At 62.1% G+C, this 23,232-nt stretch carries 18 protein-coding genes; 7 read left to right on the top strand and 11 right to left on the bottom strand.

All coding sequences use genetic code 11. From position 1 onward, the window contains the following. Positions 1-28: 28 nt before the first annotated feature. Positions 29-5,539, bottom strand: a complete 5,511-nt coding sequence (locus ACYVGC_RS05060; RefSeq protein WP_460582703.1) for a DUF3320 domain-containing protein — start codon at positions 5,537-5,539, stop codon at positions 29-31. 65 nt (positions 5,540-5,604) lie between these two features. Continuing rightward, positions 5,605-7,362 carry an amino acid permease gene (locus tag ACYVGC_RS05055; RefSeq protein WP_460582702.1) on the bottom strand — a complete coding sequence of 586 codons (1,758 nt, stop codon included), beginning with the start codon at positions 7,360-7,362 and terminating at the stop codon, positions 5,605-5,607. 115 nt (positions 7,363-7,477) lie between these two features. Between ACYVGC_RS05055 and ACYVGC_RS05050 the strand changes: the two genes are divergently transcribed. The 4 genes from ACYVGC_RS05050 to ACYVGC_RS05035 are packed head-to-tail and all read left to right on the top strand — an operon-like array spanning position 7,478 to position 10,814. After that, entirely contained in the window at positions 7,478-8,254 is a 777-nt protein-coding gene (locus ACYVGC_RS05050; protein ID WP_460582701.1) for a carboxypeptidase-like regulatory domain-containing protein, read from the top strand. Positions 8,255-8,289: 35 nt separating this feature from the next. Continuing rightward, complete coding sequence (locus ACYVGC_RS05045) at positions 8,290-8,793, top strand: hypothetical protein (RefSeq protein ID WP_460582700.1); 504 nt, start codon at positions 8,290-8,292, stop codon at positions 8,791-8,793. 12 nt (positions 8,794-8,805) lie between these two features. Next, on the top strand, positions 8,806-9,612 hold the full coding sequence (locus ACYVGC_RS05040) for a peptidase associated/transthyretin-like domain-containing protein (RefSeq protein WP_460582699.1): 807 nt from the start codon (positions 8,806-8,808) through the stop codon (positions 9,610-9,612). Positions 9,613-9,662: 50 nt separating this feature from the next. Then, the gene (locus ACYVGC_RS05035) at positions 9,663-10,814 is read left to right on the top strand and encodes a lipocalin family protein (RefSeq protein WP_460582698.1); all 1,152 of its coding nucleotides are present in this window, start codon (positions 9,663-9,665) and stop codon (positions 10,812-10,814) included. Here the strand turns inward: ACYVGC_RS05035 and chrA are convergent. Then, positions 10,811-12,073: a chromate efflux transporter gene (chrA, locus tag ACYVGC_RS05030; RefSeq protein WP_460582697.1), complete on the bottom strand. Its 1,263-nt coding sequence runs from the start codon at positions 12,071-12,073 to the stop codon at positions 10,811-10,813. The genes ACYVGC_RS05035 and chrA overlap by 4 nt on opposite strands. A 230-nt stretch (positions 12,074-12,303) precedes the next feature. Continuing rightward, entirely contained in the window at positions 12,304-13,281 is a 978-nt protein-coding gene (locus ACYVGC_RS05025; RefSeq protein ID WP_460582696.1) for an isopenicillin N synthase family dioxygenase, read from the bottom strand. A 206-nt stretch (positions 13,282-13,487) separates the two neighbouring features. Between ACYVGC_RS05025 and ACYVGC_RS05020 the strand changes: the two genes are divergently transcribed. Further along, entirely contained in the window at positions 13,488-14,357 is an 870-nt protein-coding gene (locus tag ACYVGC_RS05020) for a hypothetical protein (RefSeq protein ID WP_460582695.1), read from the top strand. 148 nt (positions 14,358-14,505) lie between these two features. Here ACYVGC_RS05020 and ACYVGC_RS05015 read toward each other — a convergent pair whose 3' ends face one another. From ACYVGC_RS05015 to ACYVGC_RS04995, 5 genes are all read right to left on the bottom strand, one after another. Beyond that, positions 14,506-15,888, bottom strand: a complete 1,383-nt coding sequence (locus ACYVGC_RS05015) for an FAD-dependent oxidoreductase (protein WP_460582694.1) — start codon at positions 15,886-15,888, stop codon at positions 14,506-14,508. Positions 15,889-15,916: 28 nt separating this feature from the next. Continuing rightward, positions 15,917-16,336 (bottom strand): hypothetical protein, encoded by a 420-nt coding sequence (locus ACYVGC_RS05010; RefSeq protein ID WP_460582693.1) that lies wholly within the window; start codon positions 16,334-16,336, stop codon positions 15,917-15,919. Positions 16,337-16,427: 91 nt separating this feature from the next. Continuing rightward, positions 16,428-16,856, bottom strand: a complete 429-nt coding sequence (locus ACYVGC_RS05005) for a hypothetical protein (RefSeq protein ID WP_460582692.1) — start codon at positions 16,854-16,856, stop codon at positions 16,428-16,430. Positions 16,857-16,861: 5 nt separating this feature from the next. Then, on the bottom strand, positions 16,862-17,344 hold the full coding sequence (locus ACYVGC_RS05000; protein WP_460582691.1) for a GAF domain-containing protein: 483 nt from the start codon (positions 17,342-17,344) through the stop codon (positions 16,862-16,864). A 138-nt stretch (positions 17,345-17,482) separates the two neighbouring features. Further along, positions 17,483-18,592, bottom strand: coding sequence for a mechanosensitive ion channel family protein (locus ACYVGC_RS04995; protein ID WP_460582690.1), 1,110 nt, complete (start codon positions 18,590-18,592; stop codon positions 17,483-17,485). 408 nt (positions 18,593-19,000) lie between these two features. Between ACYVGC_RS04995 and ACYVGC_RS04990 the strand changes: the two genes are divergently transcribed. Next, entirely contained in the window at positions 19,001-19,321 is a 321-nt protein-coding gene (locus tag ACYVGC_RS04990) for an ArsR/SmtB family transcription factor (protein WP_460582689.1), read from the top strand. Between the two features lie 246 nt (positions 19,322-19,567). Here ACYVGC_RS04990 and hemA read toward each other — a convergent pair whose 3' ends face one another. Continuing rightward, a complete protein-coding gene (hemA, locus tag ACYVGC_RS04985; protein ID WP_460582688.1) occupies positions 19,568-20,848 on the bottom strand; it encodes a glutamyl-tRNA reductase in 1,281 nt (426 codons plus the stop codon). 172 nt (positions 20,849-21,020) lie between these two features. Between hemA and ACYVGC_RS04980 the strand changes: the two genes are divergently transcribed. Continuing rightward, on the top strand, positions 21,021-22,229 hold the full coding sequence (locus tag ACYVGC_RS04980) for a nitrogen regulation protein NR(II) (protein WP_460582687.1): 1,209 nt from the start codon (positions 21,021-21,023) through the stop codon (positions 22,227-22,229). 74 nt (positions 22,230-22,303) lie between these two features. Here ACYVGC_RS04980 and rfbA read toward each other — a convergent pair whose 3' ends face one another. After that, on the bottom strand, positions 22,304-23,182 hold the full coding sequence (gene rfbA, locus ACYVGC_RS04975) for a sugar nucleotidyltransferase (RefSeq protein ID WP_460582686.1): 879 nt from the start codon (positions 23,180-23,182) through the stop codon (positions 22,304-22,306). Positions 23,183-23,232: the final 50 nt, after the last annotated feature.

The following is a 23,232-nucleotide window of genomic DNA, read 5'->3' as shown; positions in this document are numbered from 1 at the left end:
CTAAACTATTAGCAATCAATTAGTTTTGTTAATTGGGTCGCAGCACGCCATTGGTATCGGTTAGCTGCTGGCTGGTTAGTAATTGTTGAATAACCCCCTCAAAAAGCAAGCGCGGCTCCTCGCCTACCAACCGATTGAAGCCAAGCAGCTTGGCGGCCGGGCTAGCTACCTCCTCGCGCTCAATGGCGAAGCTTTGGCGCACTACTTGCAGCACCGCCTGGGCCAGCTCCTGCGGGGCAATGAGCGCGAGCTTGCGCGAGGCCAGGGGCAGGGCGCTGCGGTCGCGGGGCACCAGCACCTCCGCTGCGGCCGCGGCCGCCTTCCACAAGAAGCCATCCTGCTGCCGCACGCTATCCAGCTTGATTGCCAACGCGATAGCGGCCTCAACACTCGCCCGCATGCGGCGGCCCACCTGCGTCGCGCCCGCCGCCTGGCTCAGGCGGCGCGCCACTTCATCGGGGTGCACGGGGGCTTCCGCGCCCACTACTTCCGTTACCCAGCGGGCTAGCTGGCCGGTTGGGTACAGGTGCAATTCCTGCTGCCGGATAGCGTCGGGCAACTGGGCTAGCTGGTAGGGCACGGCCGCTACGGCATAGTTGGGGGCGGGGGCGGGTTCTTCGCGGGCCAAGCCAATAGGTACGGCTTCAGGCACTGGCTCATCTTCGGGCTCATCGGGCTGGTCGAGGGCCGCGAGGTGGCGGGCCTGCTCAATAGCGGCCACGGCCCGCGCTACTTCGCGGGCGGGGTCGCGGAACCAGTCGGTGCTCCAGATGCGGTGCAGGCGCCAGCCCACGGCTTCGAGCACCTGCTGGCGCAGGCGGTCGCGGTCGCGGGCCGAGCGGGCGCTGTGGTACATGGCCCCGTCGCACTCGATGCCCAGCACGTAGCGGTTGGGGTCGTCGGGGTCCACCACGGCCAAGTCGATGTAAAAGCCCTGGCTACCAATCTGGGGCCGCACGGTGTAGCCCCGCGCCGTGAGGGCCCGGTGTACCGCGTCCTCAAACGGCGAATCCAGCTCCCGGCCGGTTTCCTCCTTTTGGTTGAGGCGGCCGTGCTGTGCGAAGTTCAGGAAGGTCTTGAGGGCGGCCACGCCCTTGGCGCGGGTCCGGCTCAGGTCGAGGTCGTCGGCCGTGAGGTTGGTGAATACTTCGCAGCGCTGCTTGGCGCGGGTTATCAGCACGTTGAGGCGGCGCTCGCCGCCTTCCCCATTCAGCGGGCCGAAGCTCATGGTAAGATTGCCGTCCTTGGTGCGCCCGTAGCCGATGCTGATGAGGATAACGTCGCGTTCATCGCCCTGCACGTTTTCCAGGTTCTTAATAAAGAAGGGTTCGTGGCGATGGGCCGCAAAAAACGCCTCCGTCTCGGGGTGCTGGCGGCGGCAGATTTCGAGCGCGTCCTGAATGGCCTGGCGCTGCACGGTGCTGAAGGCCACTACCCCCAGCGTAAGCTTGGGCATGGTGCGGGCGTGGTGCAGCACGGCCGCGGCCACAGCCGCCGCTTCCTGCGGATTGGTGCGCGTAGTGCCGCGCTCGTAGTAGGTGGTGGGCAGGTAATGATACACCAGCCCCAGTTGCCCCTGGCCGCCGGGGCTCGGGAAAATCACGAGCTTGTCTTCGTAAAATAAGTGGTTGGAGGCCGCAATAAGCGACTGATGCAGACTACGGTAATGCCAGCGCAGCATCCGCTCGGGCATCTGGCGGGCCTTGCACAGCTCCAGAATACTCTGGATATCGGCCGTTACGTTTTCCTCGTCGGCCGACTCGCCGGTGCCGGTCAGCGAGTCGAAAAAGCTGGTGGGCGGCAGCTGCTTCGAGTCGCCCACTACTACCAGTTTTTTGCCCCGCGCCACCGCGCCGAGCGCATCCACGGGCTTAACCTGGCTGGCTTCGTCGAACACAATCAGGTCAAATTCTACCGCGCCCGGCGGCAGAAAGCTGGCCACCGACAGCGGCGACATCATAAATACGGGCTTGATGGCCTGCACCACCCGCCCAGCCTCCAGCATCAGCTTGCGAATGGGCACGTGCCGGCTCTTTTTAGCAAACTCGTTCTTAATGAACATCATCTGGCCCCCGGCCGTGGGCAGCAGCGGGTTGGGCAGGTTGTCGAAGTGGCGCGTCATGGCGCGGGTGCGGTTGTGCACCAGGCTGGCGCGGTCGGCCGCCCGAAATTGCGCGGCCGCGTCTTCGTGCCCGGCCCGCTCAAACTGCGGCAGCGCCGGAAACTGCGTGTAAGCCAGCCGCTGCAAGTATTCGAGCCAGGTTTGGCGCACGGCCGCCACCAAGTGCTGGGCCGCGCCGGGCCAGGTTTCGGCCAGGGGCAGCAGCTCGGGCCGGCCTTCGGCGTGCACCACCGCGGCCACGTTATTCCACTCAATGGCGAGTTGCAGGGCTGGCAAATCGCCTAGCCAGGCAGCTAGCTGGGTATTTTGGTCGGCCAGCGGCTGCATCACCAGCGGCCCGGCCGCGCCAAAGCGGCGGGTTTCATCCAGGGCCAGCGCGGCGCGTAGGGCCTGCCCGGTCGTAAGCTGCGCCAACAAGCCCTCCTCTACCGCACGCAAGGCGTGCGCTACGGCTTCGGGCTGGGGAGTGGCGGCTACCCAAGCATCCAGCAGGAGCTGCTGCGGAGCAAAAGGCTGGCGTTGCCAAGCGCTTGCCAGGCCAAAAACGGAGGCGAAACCAGCTGTTGGCAACGCCGACTCAATAGTCTGCCTGGCAGTAGCATACCCACTGGCGGCTGCCTGCCAGGCGGCTAGCCGGGTGGCTACGTCGGGGGCCTGGGGCGTGCGGGCCACCCACGCGGCCACAGCACTGGCCTGCGCCGGCCAGGGCTCGGTAGCCAGCTGCTCGGCTAGTCCCTGGCCCTGGCCGCTACCGGGCCGGCCGGCGGTAATGGCTTCTTGCAATGCCTGGGCATGTTGCGGCAGGGCTGCCACCAGGGCCGCCAGCGGCGCAGCCACGGCCGCCGCGTTGGGGTCAGCAGCCAGGTAGGCAAGCAGCGCGGTAGGCAGGCGCTGCTGCACCAGCAACTGATGCGTAATACTCAGATAATCAGCTACTTTCAGGAGCACAGGCCAGTCGGATGCTTCGGCGCGCCAGGCGGTGCCAAACAGCCGGCCCGCCAGCGGGCTCACTTCGTGCAGGGTTTGGGCGTGGCGGGCGGCCTCGTGCAGCGCATCAATAGCGGCTACTACCTCGTGGGCATCGCCGGGCAGCGGCCCCCGCCAAAGCTGCTGCAACTGGCGGCGGGCCCGCCGGTAGTCACTACTCAAAAAGCGCCACCACTTGGGGCCTATGGTGACAAGAATGGCGCGCTCGGCGGCTAGGTTTTGGCCCCAGGCCTCCGGTAGTAGCACACCATCGTAGCGCTGGTGCAGGTCGTTGAGCACCGCGGCGGCTTGCTGGGCGGCGGGCAACGGGCTGTTGGGCTGCGCCCAAAAGGCATCGGCCACGGCTACGCCCGGCAGTGGCGGGGCCAGCGCGGCGTGCGCGGCCACGGGCACCAGCGCGGTGGCGGTGGCCTGGTCAGTAGGCAGCGGCAGGCGCAGCAAGGTGGCCAAAGCGGCCGCCGCCACTTGCGCCACTTCGATGGCGGCGGCGGCCCGGCCGGAGTGCGCTATCAGCGCCTCGCCGTGCCGGTACTGGGCCAGTGCGGCCAGGGCTTCGGCCGCCGGCTGGTCGGTGGGCGGGGGCTGCTGCAACAGCTCGGCCAGGGCCGCAGCCTCGGTTTGGAGCAGCGCGACAGCGGCCGCGGCGCCACTTTGGTGGGCCGCCAGCGCCTCCTGGTGCGCCCGCTCGGCAAGGGGCTTTAGCGCCGCGGCGGCCGCCCTATCCAGCGGCTGGGATGCCCCCCATAAACTGGCTAGCGCCTCCCCGGCCAGGGTCAACTCGCTCACGGCCACCTGGGCGGCTTGCAGCTGGGTGGCCAGCCGCTCTTGGTCGATGGGCAGCAGCACCGTGAGGCCGGTGCCCCAAAACAGCAGCTGCGGGGGCGGCCCGAGTTTTTGCAGCGTGGCCTGCACGCGCGCCGCCAGCGCCTCGGTGCGGGTGGCGTCGGCGTCGGTCCAGCTGGCCAGGTCCGGGAAGGGCAGCCGGGGCAGCTGCTGCGCCCCGGTTTCTTCGCCCAGCGCCAGCAGGGCCCCGGCTACCTGCTGCATGGTGCGGCGGCTGCGGCCCAGCGGCGAGTTGACGGCCAACGTGTACGTATTCAGTCGATTGCGCAGGGGTGGCAACTGGGCTATCTGCTCATCGAGGTCTAGCGGGGTGGCCGGGCGGCCCAGCGCCAGGGTGTGGCGCAGCTCGTCGTGCAGGCTTTTTTTATTGGCCTTGTTGCTGTGCAGCTCCAGGCAGGCGGCCCCGAGGCCCAGCGCATCGAGCCGCCGCTTCACTACTTCCAGCGCCGCCATTTTTTCGGCCACAAACAGCACCTTTTTGCCGGCCCCGATGGCTTCGGCCAGCAGGTTGGCAATGGTTTGCGACTTGCCCGTGCCGGGCGGTCCCTGAATGACGAGGTTGCGCCCCTCCTGCACGGCCAGCAGCGCCAGCAGCTGCGACGAGTCGGCATCGAGCACCTGGTGCAGCTCGGCGGCCGGGCTTTCGGTATCCAGAAAAGCGTGCTCGCCCACGCTCGGGGCGGCATCGGTAAAGCCAGTTTCGGTGCCCAGCAGCGCCCCGATGGCCGGGTGCCCCAGCAGCGACGACGCGCCTTCGGCCGTGGCGGGCCAGGTGGCCGGGTCCAGGTCGCGGTACAGCATCAGCTTGCTGAACGAGAAGAACCCCAGCGCAATGCTATCGGCCGCTACCGCCCAGCGGCTGCGGCCAGCCACGGCTGCTTCCACGGCCTGAAAGTACTCGGCCAGCGACTGGTTTTCGACCTCGGGCAGGGACAGCACGATGCCAAAATCGCCTTTCAGCCGGGCTTGCAGGCTCAGGTTGCCTTCGACCTCGGCGCCCGAATGCGTGAGCTTGAAGCGCTCGGCCACCGTGCCGCGCTCCAGCACGACGGGCACCAGCAGCAGGGGCGCTTGGCGGGGCTCGGGGCTGCTTTCGGTTTCGTACCAGCTCAGCTGGCCCAGCGCCAGGTAAAGGATGTTGACGCCCGTTTCTTCCAGGCTGGTGCGGGCCGTGTAGTAGGTATTGAGCAGCCGGGTTTCGAGCCGGGCTAATGGCTCGGCGGTTTGCAGCTTGTTGTCGATGAGCAGGGCTTGCTGCTCGGCCTCGGTCAGCAGCAGCTCCGGCGGGTGTTCGCTGAAATAGGCTTCCAGCGGCGGCAGCTCGTCGGTCGAGACACCCGTTTTTTCCCCAGCTGATTCTGCTTTTTCCTTCTTCTTGGGCGGCTCGGGGGCGGCCGAAAAATACATGGTCTTACCCTGCCGCACCAGAATGTCCAGTACCTGCGCCGACTCCTCCCGCACCACGGCCACCCCTTGGGCTTTGGAGGGGCGAAAATTGAGCAACGGGTTGCGCAAGCCCAAGTCCAGCAGCTCCTGGCGGGAGGCTTCGAGGCGGGTAGTGAGGGTGGTGAGTAATGAAGCCTCCATGCGCTAGAATTATCAGAGCTATAATTTCTTACAGCGACAAATCTATTGCGCATTACCGCGCATTCCTACCCCACCGCCACCTTATTCAGCTTCGAGTGCCTGTGCCCGTAGGTGAAGTAAATGGCCAGCCCAATGAGCAGCCAAATCAGGAACATCGTCCAGTTGTTGATGCCCAGCTGCGTCATCAGATACATGTTGGTGAGCAGCCCCAGCACCGGCAGCAGCGAGAGCTTTTTCTGAAACGTGACGACCATGAGCACCAGCGAGGCCAGGATGAAGACGAGGTACGGAATCTGGTGGCGGAACACGCCGTAGTAGCCTGCGTGGGTGGTGCGGGCGGTGGTGCCGTCCACGTCGCTGATGAGCTTGGTAATAGTGTCGTGGTCGAAGCGCCAGAGCAGGTAGCCGGCCCCTACTAGCAGCAGCGGCACTAGCCAGCGCCCGCTGATGTAGGGCACCGTGAAGCGGGCGTCCGACTTGCCGTAGGGGTCGATGATGAGGATGCCGCCGCAGACCAGCGCAAAGGCGAACAGCGTGCCGATGCTGGTGAGGTCCACCACCAAATCCATGTTCAGAAACAGCGCCGGCACGCCCACAAAAAAGCCCGTGACGATGGTGCTGAATGAGGGCGTATGAAACTTGGGATGCACCTTGGCAAACACGGGCGGCAGCAGGCCGTCGCGGCTCATAGTCAGCCAGATGCGCGGCTGGCCCAGCTGAAACACCAGCAGCACCGAGGCCATCGCAAACACCGCGCTCACCGCCACCAGCGCCGAGAGCTTGGGCAAACCCACTTTGGCAAACACGAAGGAAAGTGGGTCGCCCACGCCCAACTCCTTGTAGCTCACCATCCCGGTGAGGACCAGCGTGATAATGACGTAGAGCACCGTGCAAATGATGAGCGCGTACATCATCGCCTTGGGTAGGTCGCGCTGGGGGTTTTTACACTCCTCGGCGGTGGTCGAGATGGCGTCGAAGCCGATGTAGGCGAAGAACACGGCCGACACGCCCTTGAGCACCCCGCCGATGCCGTGCGGCGCGAAGGGCGACCAATTTTCGGGCTTCACGTAGAACGCGCCCACCACAATGACCACGGCCACGATTATCAACTTCAACACTACCAGTAAGTTACTAGCATTCTTGCTTTCCTTGATGCCCACGTACACCAGCGCCGTAATGGCCACCGTGATAAGAAAGGCCGGCAAATCGACCACCAACCGGAAGCCGTCGAACAGCTCGGGGGCGTTGACCCAGGCGGTGTAAGCTTCGAGTTGGGCGGGCGTGGCGGCGGCCAGTGACTTGAGGGCCATCACGGCCTCGTAGCCGGCGTGAGCGCTCTGGGTGCCCATGGTGAGCCAGCGCGGAATGTGCAGCCCCACGCTGTCGAGCAGCCCGGTGAAGTAGTCGCTCCACGAAATAGCTACCACGATATTGCCCACCGCGTATTCCATAATGAGCGCCCAGCCAATAATCCAGGCCGCGAGCTCACCAAACGACGTGTAGGCGTAGGTGTAAGCCGAACCACTAACCGGGATGGTAGCCGCGAACTGCGCGTAGCACAGCGCCGAAAACGCGCAGGCAATGGCCGTGAACACGAATAGCAGCGACACCGCCGGCCCGCCATTCAGGCTGGCCTGGCCGATGGTGCTGAAAATGCCGGCCCCGATAATGGCCGCAATGCCCAGCCCGGTAAGGTCGCGCACGGTGAGGTGGCGGGCCAGGCCGCCGCCGGAGCCGCCGTGGCCCTCGGCATCAGCGGGTGGGTTGGCAAGGATAGCCGCGATGGTTTTGCGGCGAAAGAGCGAGTTATTAGTGGGGGGCATTCGGCCAGGGAAAGATTGGGCGCGCAAACTAGTAAACGGCCAAGTTACGGCGGGGCCGTGTGCAATTGGGCGCGGCGCGGCATCGGGAGGGAAAGCTATTCTCCCTTTCTGAGTTATGACCCGTCGCGTATCCGCCGTTCACATTGCCCAGCCCTGCCCCGAAAGCTGGGCCGCCATGACGCCCACCGGCCCCGGCCGACACTGCGCCGCCTGCCAAAAAACGGTGGTCGACTTCACCCACCAAACCGACGCCGAAATCCTGGCCGCCCTGCGCCAGGCCGCCGGCGAAACCTGCGGCCGCCTGCGCGCCGACCAGATAAACCGCCCCCTCATCATGCCTACCCCGGCCCCACGCTGGCGCGCCTGGCTCGGGGCCGCGCTGGCCGCCGGCAGCGTACTGGGGGCCGGCCGGGCCGCTGCGCAGGCCAACGCCATCTACGCCAACGGCGGCCCGGTACCAGCGGCCAGCGCGGCTCCAAACCAGCCCAGCCGGGAAGTAACCAGCAGCACCCCAGCGCTCCTCCACACCGATGAGCCGGTAGTGCTACGCGGCACCGTCACGGATGCCAATACCCACGAGGGGCTGCCGGGCGTCACGGTATTGGTGAAGGGCACGAATACGGGTATTTCGACCAACGTAGCCGGTGCATTTGAGCTGCCTGTTGCCGCAACCACGCAATCAGTGACTATTACCATCAGCATGGTGGGCTATGTGCATCAGGAAAAGACACTGACGCTATCAGCCACTTCGGATTTGCAGCTTGCGTTGCTGATGGACACCCAGGTATTGGGCGGACTAATGGTAATCGAGTACGAGCGCCCCTGGCCCTGGCACCCGCGCCGCTTTTTCAACTGGAGCAAGTATTGGCTGGCCAAACCCTTTAGAAATTAACTTACTACCTGTCAAACCCTTAACTACTATTGCGCATGCTTCCGCTAGCCATTCAAATTCCGCAGCCCTGCGCCGAAAGCTGGGATGCCATGACGCCCACCACCGCCGGCCGCCACTGCGCCGCCTGCGCCAAAACGGTGGTCGATTTTACCACCTACACCGATGGCGAATTGGCCGCCTATGTCAGCCAGCACAGCCAACTGCCGTGCGGGCGCTTCCGCGAAAGTCAGCTGGGTCGGGTGTTGCGGCCGGCGGCCATGCCCGTGGTGGGCTGGCGGCGCTGGCTGGGCGCCGTAGCCGCGCTGCTGGGCCTGGGTAGCCTGGCTGCTCCGGCCCGCGCCCAAAGCGGCCCCGCCCACCCGGCCACTACCCAGGTGCCGGCCGGCACCGGCCAGCTACTGGGCCGGCCGGCGCTGCCACCCCGCCCCAGCACGCACCACCCGGTGCTACCAGCTTGCCCCGTAACCCCGCCCGAGCGCATTTTGGGTGGGGCACCCATTGCCACGCCGATGCCGCCACCTCCCAAATCCAAGAAGTAAGTAGCGCTACGTATGCCCCGTACCAGCCTCGCCATTCCGCAGCCCTGCGCCGAAAGCTGGGATGCCATGATGCCCACCGCCGCCGGCCGCCACTGCGCCGCCTGCCAGAAAACGGTGGTCGATTTTACCTGGAAAACCGATGCCGAAATCCTGGCCATCCTTCGCCAAGCGGCCGGCGAAACCTGCGGCCGCCTGCGCGCCGACCAACTCAATCGCCCCTTAGTGCCGGCGGCGGTAGCCAGCCCCGCCCCACGGTGGCGTCCCTGGCTAGCCGCTACCCTAGCTCTGTGGGGCGTGCGCGAAAGCAGCGGCCTGGACGCTGAGGCCCGCACCGAGCCGGCCCCCAGCGCCCACCACTCGCCCACCAACACGCACAAGCCCCGCCATTCGGCATCAGCAAGCAAGCTGCTGCGCGGCACGGTGCGCGATGCCGGTACCCAGGAGCCGCTAGCGGGCGTGGCGGTTTTTCTGAAGGGCGAAAACCGGGCTACGACTACCAACGCGGCCGGTCAGTTTAGCTTGCAGTTGCCCGCGGGCCGGCCCGCGGCGCGGCGGCCGCACTTGGTGCTGCACCACGCGGGCTACCTCTCGCGCCAGCTGTCATTGACCCCAGCTGCGGGCGCGGTGCAGGTAGCCCTGCATACCGACCCGGCCGCCGGGGGCGTGGAAGTAGTAGCCATGTACCGAGAGCAAAGAAGAGAAACAGTAAGCGGGGCAGTTTCCCAGGTATTCGCTGCCGAAACGCCCCCTGCCCCACCCGCCGCTCAGCCCGGCCACGGGTTTTTTCATTGGCTCACCCGGCCTTTTCGGCGCAGTTAAAACGACGCTATACCCAAACTTTTTGGCCTCAAAAAGCCTTGTGCCAGGGTATGATGCGACTACCCATTGCCCTGCTGCTGACGCTGCTACTTGCCGCTTGCTCCACCTTTAAGCCGGTACCTACTACCCGCTTCAACCCCACCGCTACCCGCGCCGAGCTGCCCCACGAGGAGGCGGTGCACCCCAAAAACTCGCTGGAGTGGTGGTACCTCACCGGCCACCTGCGCGACCAGGCCAGCGGCGAGGAATTTGGCATCGAGTACGTGTTCTTTCACTTCAACCTGAAGGATGGCAAGGACGACTACCAAATGGTGAACGTGGCCATTACCGACCCCAAGGGCCAGAAATTCAACTACGACTACAAGCTGGGCAAGCTGCCGCGCCTGCTCACCGATTCGCTGCCCGTGCGCCTGCGCGAGCACAAAGACGGCCAGGTGTGGAGCTTCAACGGCCAGGAGGGCAAGTATCAGTTTGCCGCCGCCCTCACCGGCAAAGGCAACGCGGGCTACGCCCTCAACCTCAGCACCACGCCCACCAAGCCCGTGCTGCTGCACGGCGGCACGGGCTATGAAAACTATGGCCAGGGCATCACGGCGGGCTACTACTCGTACCCGCGCCTGGCTACCACGGGCACGCTCACGGTGGGCGGCAAAACCCACCAGGTAGCCGGCGAGCTGTGGTACGACCGCCAGTGGAACTGCACCAGCATCGTGAGCAAGGGCGTGGGTTGGGACTGGCTCAGCATCCAGCTCGACCAGCCCCGTGAGGAGCTGATGCTCAATACGCTGCGCAACACCGAAACCAACCAGACGCTCAACAACGGCTCGTTTTTCAGCGCCACCAACGAGAACGTGCACCTGAGCGGCAACGACTTCACGCTCACGCCCCTCACCTACTGGACCAGCCCGAAGTCGAAAAAGCAGTACCCCGCCAAGTGGCGCGTGCAGGTGCCCAGCCAGGGCTACGACCTCGTGGTGGAGCCCCTCGTGCCCAACCAGGAGCTGGCGCTGCGCTTCTTCCACGCCTTCACTATGTACTATTGGGAAGGCATGTGTAAGGTGACTGGCACGCACCGCGGCCAGCCCGTGACGGGCAAGGCCTACGTCGAAATCACGAACCGGCAGGCGGCGACAGCCACCCGCGGCGCAGGCGCGCCGGCCACTGACGCTGGCCAGCCCGCCCCAGCGGCTGGCGCGCGCTAGCCGCCGGCCAGCGCGCCAGCCAGCAAAGCCACGCCCACAATGGCCACGCCCGGCACGCGCTCCCACAGCAGCAGCAGAAACGTGGTGCCCACCAGCAGTGGGTTGAGGGGCAGGTGCCAGCCGGCCAGCGGGCCGGGCAGGGCCAGCAGGCGGTCGGGAAGCGGGTGGTAGAGCAGCAGCGCCGCCGCGCACACCAGGCCGGCACTCACCGCGTTAACGCCTTCTAGGGAGGCCTTTACCACGCGGTACTGCCGCAGGCCGTCCCAGAAGCGGATGACGAAGAATATCAGCAGCACGCCGGGTAAAAAGATGCCCACCGCGCCTACCAGTGCCCCCAGTAGCTGCGGGCCCGCGCCGCCGGCCGGCCTCATGGCCAATGCCCCGATGTATGAGGCAAACGAAAAATTGGGCCCCGGCAAAGCCTGCACCAGCCCCAGGCCCGACAAAAATTCGGGCCCCGTGAGGTAACGCTTGTATTCCACAAACTCGGCAAACAGCAGCGGGGCCAGCACCTGCCCGCCCCCAAACACGAGCGAGCCGTTGCGGTAAAAGTTCTCAAACAAGCGCACCGGCAGCAGCTGCGTATAGTGCCCCAGTAGGGCCGCTACCAGGAAAATGCCCAGCCACAACGCCCCATTGGCCCACTCCACGCGAATGGGCTTCTTATCGGGCACAATGGCGTGCTTGCGGTAGCGTAGCGCCGTAAACACCCCGCCGGCCAGCAGCAGCAGCGGCAGCAACCCCGGCAGCTGAAAAAAGTAGGCTACCATGGCGGCGGCCACCAGCAAAGCCACCGACGTTTTGGTGTGCACCACTTTTTCGGCAATGCGGTAGGCCGAAAACGCCACGAAGCCCACCGCCACCGGCTGCACAAACTGCACCAGCCGCGCCGTAAAAGCCGTGTCGAAGTGCGTGAGTAGCAGCCCCGCCAGCGTCATGATACTCACCGAAGGCAGGCACCAGATTATCAGCGTGAGGTAAGCCAGGTTGGGCCCGCCCAGCCGGAAGCCGATGGCCGTGATGGTTTGCGTGGACGTAGGCCCCGGCAGCAGCGCGCACAGCGCCTGCAACTCCAGCAACTCGCCCGCCGTGAGGTACTTACGCTTATTTACCAGCAGCCGAAACATCATGGCCAGGTGCGCCTGCGGCCCCCCAAAAGCCGTGCAGGCGAGGCCAGCCACGTCTTTCAGAAAAATAAAATTGCGGGTGTGGCGCAGTCGCCGCCCCGCCCGGCGCAACGGCGCCAGGGGAACGGGCAACTCAGAATAGGCAGGTAATTGGTCGGACACAGAACGAAAGGGTAGCCATGCCGAAGATAAAGCCAGCTAGCCACTAGTGGAAGCTGGCAACAAAAAAAGAACGTCATGCAGACCAAAGGGAAGCATCTCGCTCGAATCGTTGGAGTTGGTAATCCAACGGCGCGAGCGAGATGCTTCCCTTCGGTCTGCATGACGCTCTCAATAGACTCAATAGCCTATTTAGTAGCCACTTACTTCTTCTTCAGGCCCAGCTCAATCAGCCGCTCGTTCAGGAATTCGCCGGCCGTGATGTCGGCTTCCTTCTTGGGGTTGTCAGCCGTGACGAGGTGCGGCAGGGCCGCCAGGCTCATCTCGGAGCGCGGGTGCATAAAGAACGGGATGCTGTAGCGCGAGGTGTTCATCTTCTCGCGGGCAGGGTTCACCACGCGGTGGATGGTGCTCTTGAGCACGCCGTTGGTGAGGCGCTGGAGCATGTCGCCCACGTTTACCACAATCTGGTCGGGCAGGGCCGTGATGGCAATCCACTGGCCGTCGCGGCGCTTCACTTGCAGGCCGTCGGCGCTGGCGCCCATCAGCAAGGTAATCAGGTTGATGTCGCCGTGCTCGGCGGCGCGCACGGCGTCGGCGGGCACCGCGTCGGGGTCTTCGATGGGGAAGTAGTGAATGGGCCGCAGGATGCTGTTGCCGTTCTTCACCTTGTCATCGAAGTAGTTCTCGGGCAGCTCCAGGTACAGCGCAATGGCGCGCAGCACGTCCTGGCCAGCGGCCTCCAGGGTGCGGTAAGCCTTCATGGTGCTCTGCTCGAAACGAGGCACCTCGGCGGGCCAGATATTGGCCGGGTAATCGTTTTTTACCGGGTCGGTTTCGTCGAGCACTTCCTGGCCCACGTGGTAAAATTCTTTCAGGTCGCCGGTGTTGCGGCCCTTGGCGTGCTCCTTGCCCTTGCTGATGTAGCCGCGCTGGCCCGCTAGCTCGGGCACTTCGTACGACTGCTTCGAGTTGTCGGGGAGCTGAAAAAACGCCTGCACGTCGGCGTACAGCTCTTTGGTTTGCAGCTCGTTGAGGCCGTGGTTTTTGAGGGCGATGAAGCCAATGCTTTGGTAAGCAGCGCCCAGCTCTTGCACAAACTTGGCTTTGCGGGTGGGGTCGCCCGAGCGGAAGTCGGCCAGGTCGAGCGAAGGGATGTGGTCAGGCAGGTTATCAGCCATAAAAAAGTAGGGATGGGTTACTTGCTGATTATGGATAGCTAGTTTTTGGTAGCAGGCCGGGCGGCGGCGGGTTAAGTGCTTAACCCGCCGCGCGCCTAGCCCACCAGCAGCAACCAGAAACTAGCTAATGCGAAGTTAGTACAAAACCTTCTGCCCGCTAGTTCGCGTAGAGGGCCTGATAACTCACCTCCTTCTGTCTCTTTCACATGAATCGATTCACCGCCCCGCTTACTGGCTCGCTGGCCCTGGCCGCCCTGGCCATACTAGGTAGCTGCAGCACCAGCCAGCAGGCCGAAACTGCTACCACCAGCCCCGCCGACCGCCCCGCAGCCCTGGGGGCGCAAAGCAGCGGCTCCACCGTATCGGGCGCGGCCCAGTCGAAGGGCGGCATCACGCTCACACCCTACAACGACTCGCCTAAGTTTCCGACCGCTGCCCTGCGCCTGAATGCGCCCGTGCAAGGCTCCTCGGTGCCCAGCGGCGAGGTTACGTTCTCCTATGAGCTGACCAACTTTCAGCTCACCAAGATGACGGAAAGTGAGCACGGCATGCAAATGGCCAACTCAATGAAGGGCCAGCACATCCACAACATCGTGGACAACCAGCCCTACACAGCTCACTACGACACGAAATTCACCAAGCCAATTCCGGACGGTGAACACGTTATTTTGTCGTTTCTGTCGCGCTCTTACCACGAAAGCCTCAAGCAAAAGGGAGCCTATGACCTGCGCACTATCACCGTGGGCACGCCGGCCGCTGGCACTGCGCCCATGAACTTCGACGTGAAAGCCCCGGCCCTGTTCTACAGCCGCCCCAAGGACACGTACGCCGGCAAGGATGCCCAGAAAATCATGCTGGACTTTTACCTTGTGAACACTACCCTGGCCCCCGATGGCAACAAGGTGCGCGCCACCATCAACGGCACCGAGTTCATGCTCGACCAGTGGATGCCCTACATGATGGAAGGCTTGCCCGCCGGCCAGGCCACCATTAAGCTGGAGCTGCTCGATAGCAGCGGCACCCTCATCCCCGGTGCCTACAACTCGGTAACCCGCACGATTACGGTAGCCCCGTAACATTACGGTATGCCTGTAAACAGGCTGACAAAAAGAACGTCATGCTGAGCTTGTCGAAGCATCTCTACCACGCCAGTCGGGTTACTAATCCTTTCGGCGTGGTAGAGATGCTTCGACAAGCTCAGCATGACGTTCTTTTTTACTTTGTTCATTTACTCAACTCTTTGTCAATCAATTCTTTAACTTCTGGCAATTCGTAATCAGCTTCCGTCTGAATAAGCGGCATCACCCGGGTCATAATGGCCTCCTGGCGCTGGCCGGCGGCCCAGGCCTCGGCATAGGAGGTATCGGGCGAGAACGTTACCCGTGAGTAGAGCGGCACCCACTGGCCGGGATACTGGGCGGCGATTTTGCTTTCGATGCGCTTTTGCAGCAGAAAGCGGGGGTCGGCCACGCGGTCGCGCATCTCCACGAAGTTGTAGAGTGCGAGGTCGGCCATGGCGTCGGTGTTGGGTTTACGCTGGTGTTCAAACTCATCCATCACCCGGTCCCAGTTGGCTTCGCCGTGCTGCTCCAGTAATTGGTTGAGCACGGTGCAGTCCTCAAAACCGGCGTTCATCCCTTGTCCATAAAATGGTACTATGGCGTGGGCAGCGTCGCCGAGCAGCAGCACCGTGTCGTGGTAGGCCCACGGGAAGCAGCGAATGGTCACCAAGGAGCCCGTGGGGTGGTCAAAAAACTCCTCCGTGAGCTGCGGCATCAGCGGCACCGCGTCGGGAAAAGTGGCGGCGAAGAAAGTGGCCACGTCGGCCGGCGTCTGGAGCGCCGCAAACGACTTGTCGCCTTCATAAGGAAAAAACAGCGTGGCGTTGAATGACCCATCGAGGTTAGGCAGCGCAATCATCAGAAAGTTGCCCCGCGGCCAGATGTGGAGCGCGTTCTTCTCCAGCTGCCACGCGCCGGCCGGGCCGGCCGCGATGGTCAACTCCTTGTAGCCGTACTCCAGGTACTGCTGCGAGTAGTCGGTGCGGTCGGTGCGCTGCAAGGCCGCCCGCACCGCCGAAAACGCCCCATCGGCCCCAAACAAACGCTCATAAGCCACCTCGTGGGCCTGCCCACTAGCCACATCCTGCAAGTGCAGGCGCCGGGCGGGCAAGTCGAGCTGCGTGAGCTTCTGGCCGAAGGTCACCTGCACATTTGCTTCTTTTTCAACAATATCAAGCAATGTACAGTTCAGGTTACCCCGGTTCACGGAGTAAATGGCCTGGTTGTCCTGCCCGTAAGGCTGAAAGGTGAGCTGGCCTTGCCCGTCGTGCATCACGCGGCGGTACATCGGGATGCCCACCTGCCGAATATCGTCGGCCACGCCCACGCCGGCCAGCGCCCGCCAGCCCCGGTCGCTCAGCGCCAGGTTGATGGAGCGTCCACCCAGCAGGCCCTGCGTGCGCGGGTCGGGCAGGCGCTCGAACACCTGCACCGGGTGGCCCCGCCGCGTGAGGTATAAGGCTAGCAGCGAGCCCACTAGGCCCGCGCCCATCACTACGAGCGGCTCGGTGACGGTGGAGGAAGTGGCGTTGAAAGAAGATTCCATACGAGCGTAAAAAAGCAACTTGCCGGACCTAGCGCAGGCTGTCGATAGAATAGGTGATGGTGCGGGAATCGGTACTTGAAGCAACTAAATAATCGTGCTGCTTTACTAGTGTCACGGTCATTAGCTGGTAGTCTTTCGGATTGTTTATGTTAGCTACCAGCAAGTGGGCCAATTTACGGGCACGATGTACCACACTATCAGGAGCGGCAGGCTGGCCCTGAGGGTTAACTACCACTAGCTCTAGCCAGTTGATGGCGAAATCGGCGCTTACTTGTGTAGCGTGAATCGAAAAGCCTACCTCCTTGGCATTCAGAAGCTTTTCCTGCTGCTTGTAGGCCTCATCATACCGATGTTGTGGCTGTATGTTCGGCGGCATTTTTAGTTGCTTGCCACAACCCGCCGCCATTCCGCTCGTCAAGTACAGCAGCCACAATCGCTTCTTCTCCATATGTTTATTTATAAAACAAACCAATTACTGCGACCATCAACTGTTTCAGAGCGGCGTAATCGCCGTAGCTGAATCTAGTGACTATTTTTTCTTAGCGCAGGCTGGCTATCGAGTAAATAAAGACCTGGGAGCTGGCGCTGGCACCGCTACTTCGCGAGAAAAAACTGGTTTTAAACGTCGCCTGGGCACTTATGGCCTGGTACTGGCCGGGGCGGGCCAGGTCGGCCACCAGCAGGTGAGCCAGCTTATGCATACGCTGTTTCAGGGTATCGGGCTGCTGCTCGGGCGCGGGCTGGGGGTTGATTACTTCCAGTGTGAGCACGGGCAGGGCAGGGCCACCGGGCGTGGCGGCCGTGGCCATTACCCGCACTTGCTCAGCTTGCAGCAGCTCTATCTGCCGCTGCATGGCCGCATCGTACTTGTGTTTCAGGGGTATTTCGGGCGCTACGTCCAACTGCCGGCCGCAGCCGGCCACTACCATGCTCAGCAGGCCTAGCCGCCAGATTTTCAGTGCTTTCATACTCTTTAAAACCAAGTGGCGGCCAGCGCCATCAGCTGCTCCAGCGCCGCCTGGTCGTCGTGGTCGAAGTCGTTGAGTTGGTCGCTGTCCACATCGAGCACGGCCACTACCGCGCCGTCTTTCAGAATAGGCACCACGATTTCCGATTTCGAATCGGAGCTGCACGCAATGTGGCCCGGAAACACCTCCACATCAGGCACTAGCACGGTGCGCGCCTCAGCCCAACTGGTGCCGCACACGCCCCGCCCCCGCCGGATGCGGGTGCAGGCAATGGGCCCCTGAAACGGCCCCAGCACCAGCTCCTCGCCCTGCACCACGTAGAAGCCCACCCAAAAAAAGCCGAACGCCTGCCGCAGTGCGGCGGCCACGTTGGCCAGGTTAGCAATGCGGTCGGGTTCGTCGGCGGTGAGGGCTGCCACCTGCGGGTGCAACTCAGCGTAGCGGGCGGCTTTGGGCACGCCCGGCGTTAGAAAAAGGGTTTCGGACATGAGCGCAACTAACTAAAAAGGGCCCCGACAAGCAAGAAAATCCACTAGCGGACTGCTACTACCGGGGCCGGCTGGTTATAAGTACCAAGCCAGCCCCAGGGTTTGAATTGGCCCGCAAAAGTACCGGTATCCGGCGGCCTACGCGGGCGCTGTCGCCACCGGAGCAGCAATGGCAAAGCTACCCCCCTGATGCTCAGTTGCTTCCAGCAAGCGGTAGTTCAGCGACTCCTTCACGTCCAGGTATTCGTCGTAGCTGGTGGTTTCCACGAAGTACTGCACCGTCACCTCCTTGCCCGAGGGCGAGATGCTGTTGAACTTCATTTGCACGTCTTTGGTCACGAGCGGGTGCGCCTCCATAGCTTCCACCGCTTCCTTGATAATGGCTTGCAGCTGCTCGCTGGTCGTCTTCTGGTCGAAGATGAGCGTGAAGCCCACCCGCCGCGCCGTGCGCAGGCTCAGGTTATCCAACGGTTTGTCAATCATACTCTTATTAGGCACCGTGAGGTAGCTTTTTTCGGCCGTGCGCAGGCGCGTGCTCCGAAAGCCGATTTTCTCTACCGTGCCGCTCACCGTGCCAGCCGTTACGAGGTCGCCCACCCCAAAGGGCTGGTCCAGGAAGATGGTGAACGAGGCCAGCAGGTTTTCCAGGCTTTCCTTGGCCGCAAAGGCTACGGCCAGCCCGCCAATGCCCAGGCCGCCTATCAGGGCCGTCACATTCACCCCAAATACCTGCCCCAGCGCCACCAGCAGCCCAATAACCACGATAAAAACCTTGAGCAAGTCCTTGGCAAAGGGCAAAAACTGGTTGTCGAGCCGCCGCGCGCCGGGCGTGGTGGTGAGCTCGGCGCGGCGCTGCACCACCAGCAGCGCAAAATCGACCAGCCGCGTAATCACCCACACAATAGTGGTAATCACGCCCAGGTGAAACAGCCCCAGTACCAGCACCTTCGGCCAGGGCTCCACACCCGCCACCGCCAGCGGGGGCATGGGGTAACGCAATACACTGAAGGCCAAGTAGAAAGAAATTAGAAACAACAGCGCGCCCAGCGGCTGAATCAGCAGCTCGTGCAGTTCTTCTTCCGTTACGCCAGCCGTGTAGCGCTTGGTAAACCGGAATAGCGCCTTGCTCAGCAGCCGCGACAGCACCCGGTTGAGCACGCTGCCCAAAAACATAATCACCGCCGCGATTAGGTACTCAACTAACTCGTTACCCAGCACCTCGCGGCGCAAAAAAGCAGGAACCTCCATTGAACAGCAAGTGAGCCGGGAAATTGCCGCCCACCCGCGCAAGTACGCAAGGCGCTGGCGGGCTGTTGGTGCGAGCTACCTTTTAGTTAGCTCACCGGAACTCGCAGATTAATACGGGCGAGTGCCCCCGGTAATGAGTAGGTTTTCATTTTAGGTTCATTAGCAAGCCAATTAAAGAACCGTCATTATAAAAAAACTTTGAATAATATAAATTTAGAAAAAGTGCGAAATCAGGCCCGCAGGGCAACAAATTGCACTTAGCCAAGTACTATGCCCGAATTTTATATGCGCTCACAATAGTGTACAATAGTATTCTTGCGTTTACTTTGCATTACCAAAACCCTAGTAATAGGGTAGCGGTTTCATTCTTCTATTTTCCCTTCTACCATTTTTCAATTTATTAACGCCATGAAACCTTTGCACACTCGCGTGGAGGCTGAGCAGTTGGACCGCGCCGCGGCCATGCTCAAAGTACTTTCGCACCCCAAGCGCCTCGCCATTGTTGACCTGCTTGGCAAGAGCAAAACCAAGGACCACCAGATGTCGGTTACCGAAATCTACCAGGCCCTCGACATTCCACAGGCTATCGCTTCGCAGCACCTCATCACCCTCAAAGACCGGGGCGTGCTGAAGTCGAGCAAAGTGGGCACCAAGATTTACTACTCGCTGGCCGTACCCCAGTTGCTGAAAATCATCGATACGCTGGAAGACTATTCCGGCCGTATCTAACCAGCTGCTTTACGCAAGTGTGCGTTGCGCCCTAGCCACTTACACTTGCGTAGAGCGCCTAGTATGCTCATGCTAAATCGTTTACTCGCTTCATCTGGTGGCGGCCCTATTATGTAGTTGGGTTCCAAATCAGACCGTTTCGGGACGAGCTAGCCGAGCTGACTCCATTATAAAAATCCTTGCAAAATGCTGATTATCAGCATTTTGCAAGGATTTTGCCGTTTTAATCAAGTAGCCGGGGCCGGGCTAGGCCGGTTGCGATTGCCGCTCTAAGTCAAACAAGTCGGTGAGCAGCGGCAGCAGCTGGTCGGCTTCGTCGCGGCGGCAAGCGGCTTTGAGGTGCAGCACGTGCTGCTTCAGCACTTTTTGCATAAAGGCGCGCGTGGCCTCATCCAGCAGCTTTACTTCGGCGGGGGTAGCTTTTTTCTGGAAGCGGTCGAGCTCCTGCTGGCGCATTTGCTCCAAGCCAGCTTTCATGCGCTGAATGAGGGGCGACACGAGCATTTCGCGGCTCCAGTCGGCAAAGTCGAGCAGGCTTTCGGTGATGAGAGCCTGCACCTGGGGCACGGCGGCCAGGCGCATTTCCAGCGCCGCCGAAGCCTTGCTCTGAATAGCGTCCACGTTGTAGACCAGCACGCCGGGCACTTGCTCCACATCGGCGGCTACGGAGCGCGGCACGGCCAAGTCGATGAAGAACTTGTAGCTCAGTACGTCAAGATGCGCTACTAGCTCGCGGGTGAAAAAGGGCGTGTCGCGGCTGATGGAGGAAATAACCACGTCGGCATCGCGCAAGGCAGCGGCCAGGTTCTCAAAGTCAGCAATGCGGAGGCGGCCGGGCGCAAACTCGGCGGCCAGCTCCTCGGCGCGGGCGCGGGTGCGGTTGCACAATGTCACGCTGGCGAAGCTCTTGCTGTCGGCCAAATGGCGGCACACGTCGCTGCCAATTTCGCCCAGGCCTACTACCAGTACGCGGGGGCTGGCCACGTCGGCCGTGAGCTCCTCTACCAGCTCCAGGGCCGCGTAGCTCATGGAGGCAGCCCCATCGCGGAAGCTGGTTTCCTGCTGCACGCGCTTATTGGCGAAGAAGATGGTGTGCAGCAAACGGTGCAGGAAGGGCCCGGCCGCGTCGGCGTCGGCGGTCCACTGGTAGGCCTGCTTCACCTGGCTGATAATCTGCATATCACCAACCACTTGGGCATCAAGCCCCAAGGCTACTTCAAACAGGTGGCGGGTGGCCGCTTCGGCCTCGGTATAGAGGTCAAAGTACGGGGCGAAGCGCAGGGCATCGGGCCGGTTTTTGAGCTCCCCCAGCGCCTGGATGATGGCGGCCGAAAAGTCGTCGTCGTGGGCGTAGTAGATTTCGGTGCGGTTGCAGGTGCTTAGCACCAATACATCGGCCAAGTGCAGCTCGGTGCGCAATTGCTGCACAAAGCGACGGCAGGCAGCTTCGTCTAGCGCCAGCAGCTCGCGGATGGCGAGGGGCGCCTTGCGGAAGGATAAACTAACAGCCTTAAACGAATGGGACATAGCACGGGCCGACCCAGGGTCGGCCTGCAAAATTACGGTATAAACAGCTGCGATAGAAACAGACTGACAAGCTATTGGGTTCGGCCGACTCGATAAATGCCCCAACCCAGCCTTTTCCTCGTTAAATGCGGCAACTTGCGCTCTGGGCTGCCCGCCCGACCTTTACTTTCTTATGCTTCTTCCCTTTTCGGACCAAAAATCGCGCATCAAGCTCTTGGTCTTGCTCATGGCCCTGCTCATTGCCGGGGCTACGGTGGTGTACACCAACGTGCTAGTACAACGCCTTTCGGAGCGCGAGCAGCGGCAGATTGACCTGTACGCCAAAACCCTACGCTACCTGATTAGCACCGAAGACACCAAAAACCTGCAATTTTTGCAAGAGCAGATTATTGAGGCCAACACCACCATCCCCGTTATTCTAACGGATGGCGGCAACATCATTGACGCCAAAAACCTGAGCATTCCCCCGCGCCTGCCACTGGCCGACTCGCTGCGGCGCTTGCAGGCCGTGCTGCTCGATATGCAGCAGCGCCACCCCCCCATTGTGATTGAGCTGGCGGGCGGCACCCGCAACTACATTTTTTACCAGGATTCGCGCCTACTGCGGCAGCTGCGCACCTACCCGTTGGCGGCGCTGGCCGTTATCGCCTCGCTGGCCATGATGGCCTACATTGCCTTCAGCTACTCGCGGCGCGCCGAGCAAAACCGGGTGTGGGTGGGCCTGGCCAAGGAAACGGCCCACCAACTGGGCACGCCGCTGAGTTCACTCGTGGGCTGGCAGGAGTACCTGCGGCAGTCAGAACGCTTTCACGATGAGCCCATTGTGGAGGAGCTGGGCAAGGATATCAAGCGCCTGGAAATCATTACCGAGCGCTTTAGCAACATCGGCTCGGTACCGGTGCTCAAGGCCGAAAACCTCTACCTAACTACGCGCAACGCCATTGCCTACCTTGAGAGCCGGGTGTCGCGCAAGGTGAAATTCACCATCGAAACCGACCTGCCGCTCGACACGCCGGCCTGCCTCAACGTGCCGCTTTTCGACTGGGTGGTGGAGAACATCTGCAAAAACGCGGTGGACGCCATGGACGGCCGCGGCTCCATCACATTGCGCCTGCGGGCCGTGAAACCCCGCCGGCAGTGGTGGCGTCGCCGCACCCCGCGCCCCCAGGTGGCCATCGATATCACCGATACGGGCAAGGGCATTCCGCGCAACAAGCTCGAAAACGTGTTCACCCCCGGCTACACCACCAAAAAGCGCGGCTGGGGCCTGGGCCTGGCGCTGGCCCGCCGCATCATCGACAACTACCACGAGGGGCGACTATTTGTGAAGTGGAGCGAGGTGGGCAAAGGCACCACGTTCCGGCTCATACTCAATCAGTAAATGAGTAGGTGAGTAAATGAGTAATGTTCTCCTAGCAGAGACTTTACTCATTTACTCACCTACTCATTTACCGTTTACGCGCCCATTACCAGCTGGTCGGGCAGGTTCATCAGGTAATCGCCATAGCCGCTTTTGCGCAGCGGGCCGGCAATTTTGCGGAGCTGGTCGGCATCGATAAAACCTTGGCGATAAGCAGCTTCCTCAATGGAGCCCACTTTCAGGCCTTGGCGCTGCTCCAGCACCCGCACAAACTCGCCGGCCTGCATCAGGCTTTCGAAGGTGCCGGTGTCGAGCCAGGCCGTGCCGCGGCCCAGGATACCTACTTTGAGCTTGCCCTGGCTTAGATACTCGCGGTTCACGTCCGTGATTTCGTACTCGCCCCGCGGGCTCATTTCCAGGTTCTTGGCAATCTCAACTACTTCATTATCATAGAAGTACAGGCCGGGCACCGCGTAGTTGCTCTTGGGTTTGGTAGGCTTCTCTTCAATGCTGAGAGCCACCTTGTTTTCGTCGAACTCAACTACGCCATAGCGCTCGGGGTCGTGCACGTGGTAGGCGTAGACCACGCCGCCGTCGGGGTCGCTATTAGCTTTCAGCAACTCTTCCATGCCTTCGCCGTGGAAGATGTTGTCGCCCAGCACCAGCGCCACCTTATCCTGGCCAATAAAATCGGCCCCGAGCACAAAGGCCTGGGCCAAGCCATTGGGCACTTCCTGCACTACGTACTGGAAGTTGCAGCCCAGGTTTTGGCCATCGCCCAGCAGCTTCTTAAACTGCTCCTGGTCGTGGGGCGTGGTGATGATGAGGATTTCGCGAATACCCGCCATCATCAGTATCGACAGCGGATAATAAATCATCGGCTTGTCGTAGACGGGCATAAGCTGCTTCGAAACAGCCAGCGTGAGGGGGTGCAGCCGGGTGCCGGAGCCGCCGGCCAGAATAATACCTTTCATAGGGAGAGTTTAACTCAGCGTTTTGTATTTGACTTTGGTAAACCCTGTTA

The organism is Hymenobacter arcticus, assembly GCF_054779975.1.
This window is presented reverse-complemented; position numbering and strand designations above follow the sequence as displayed.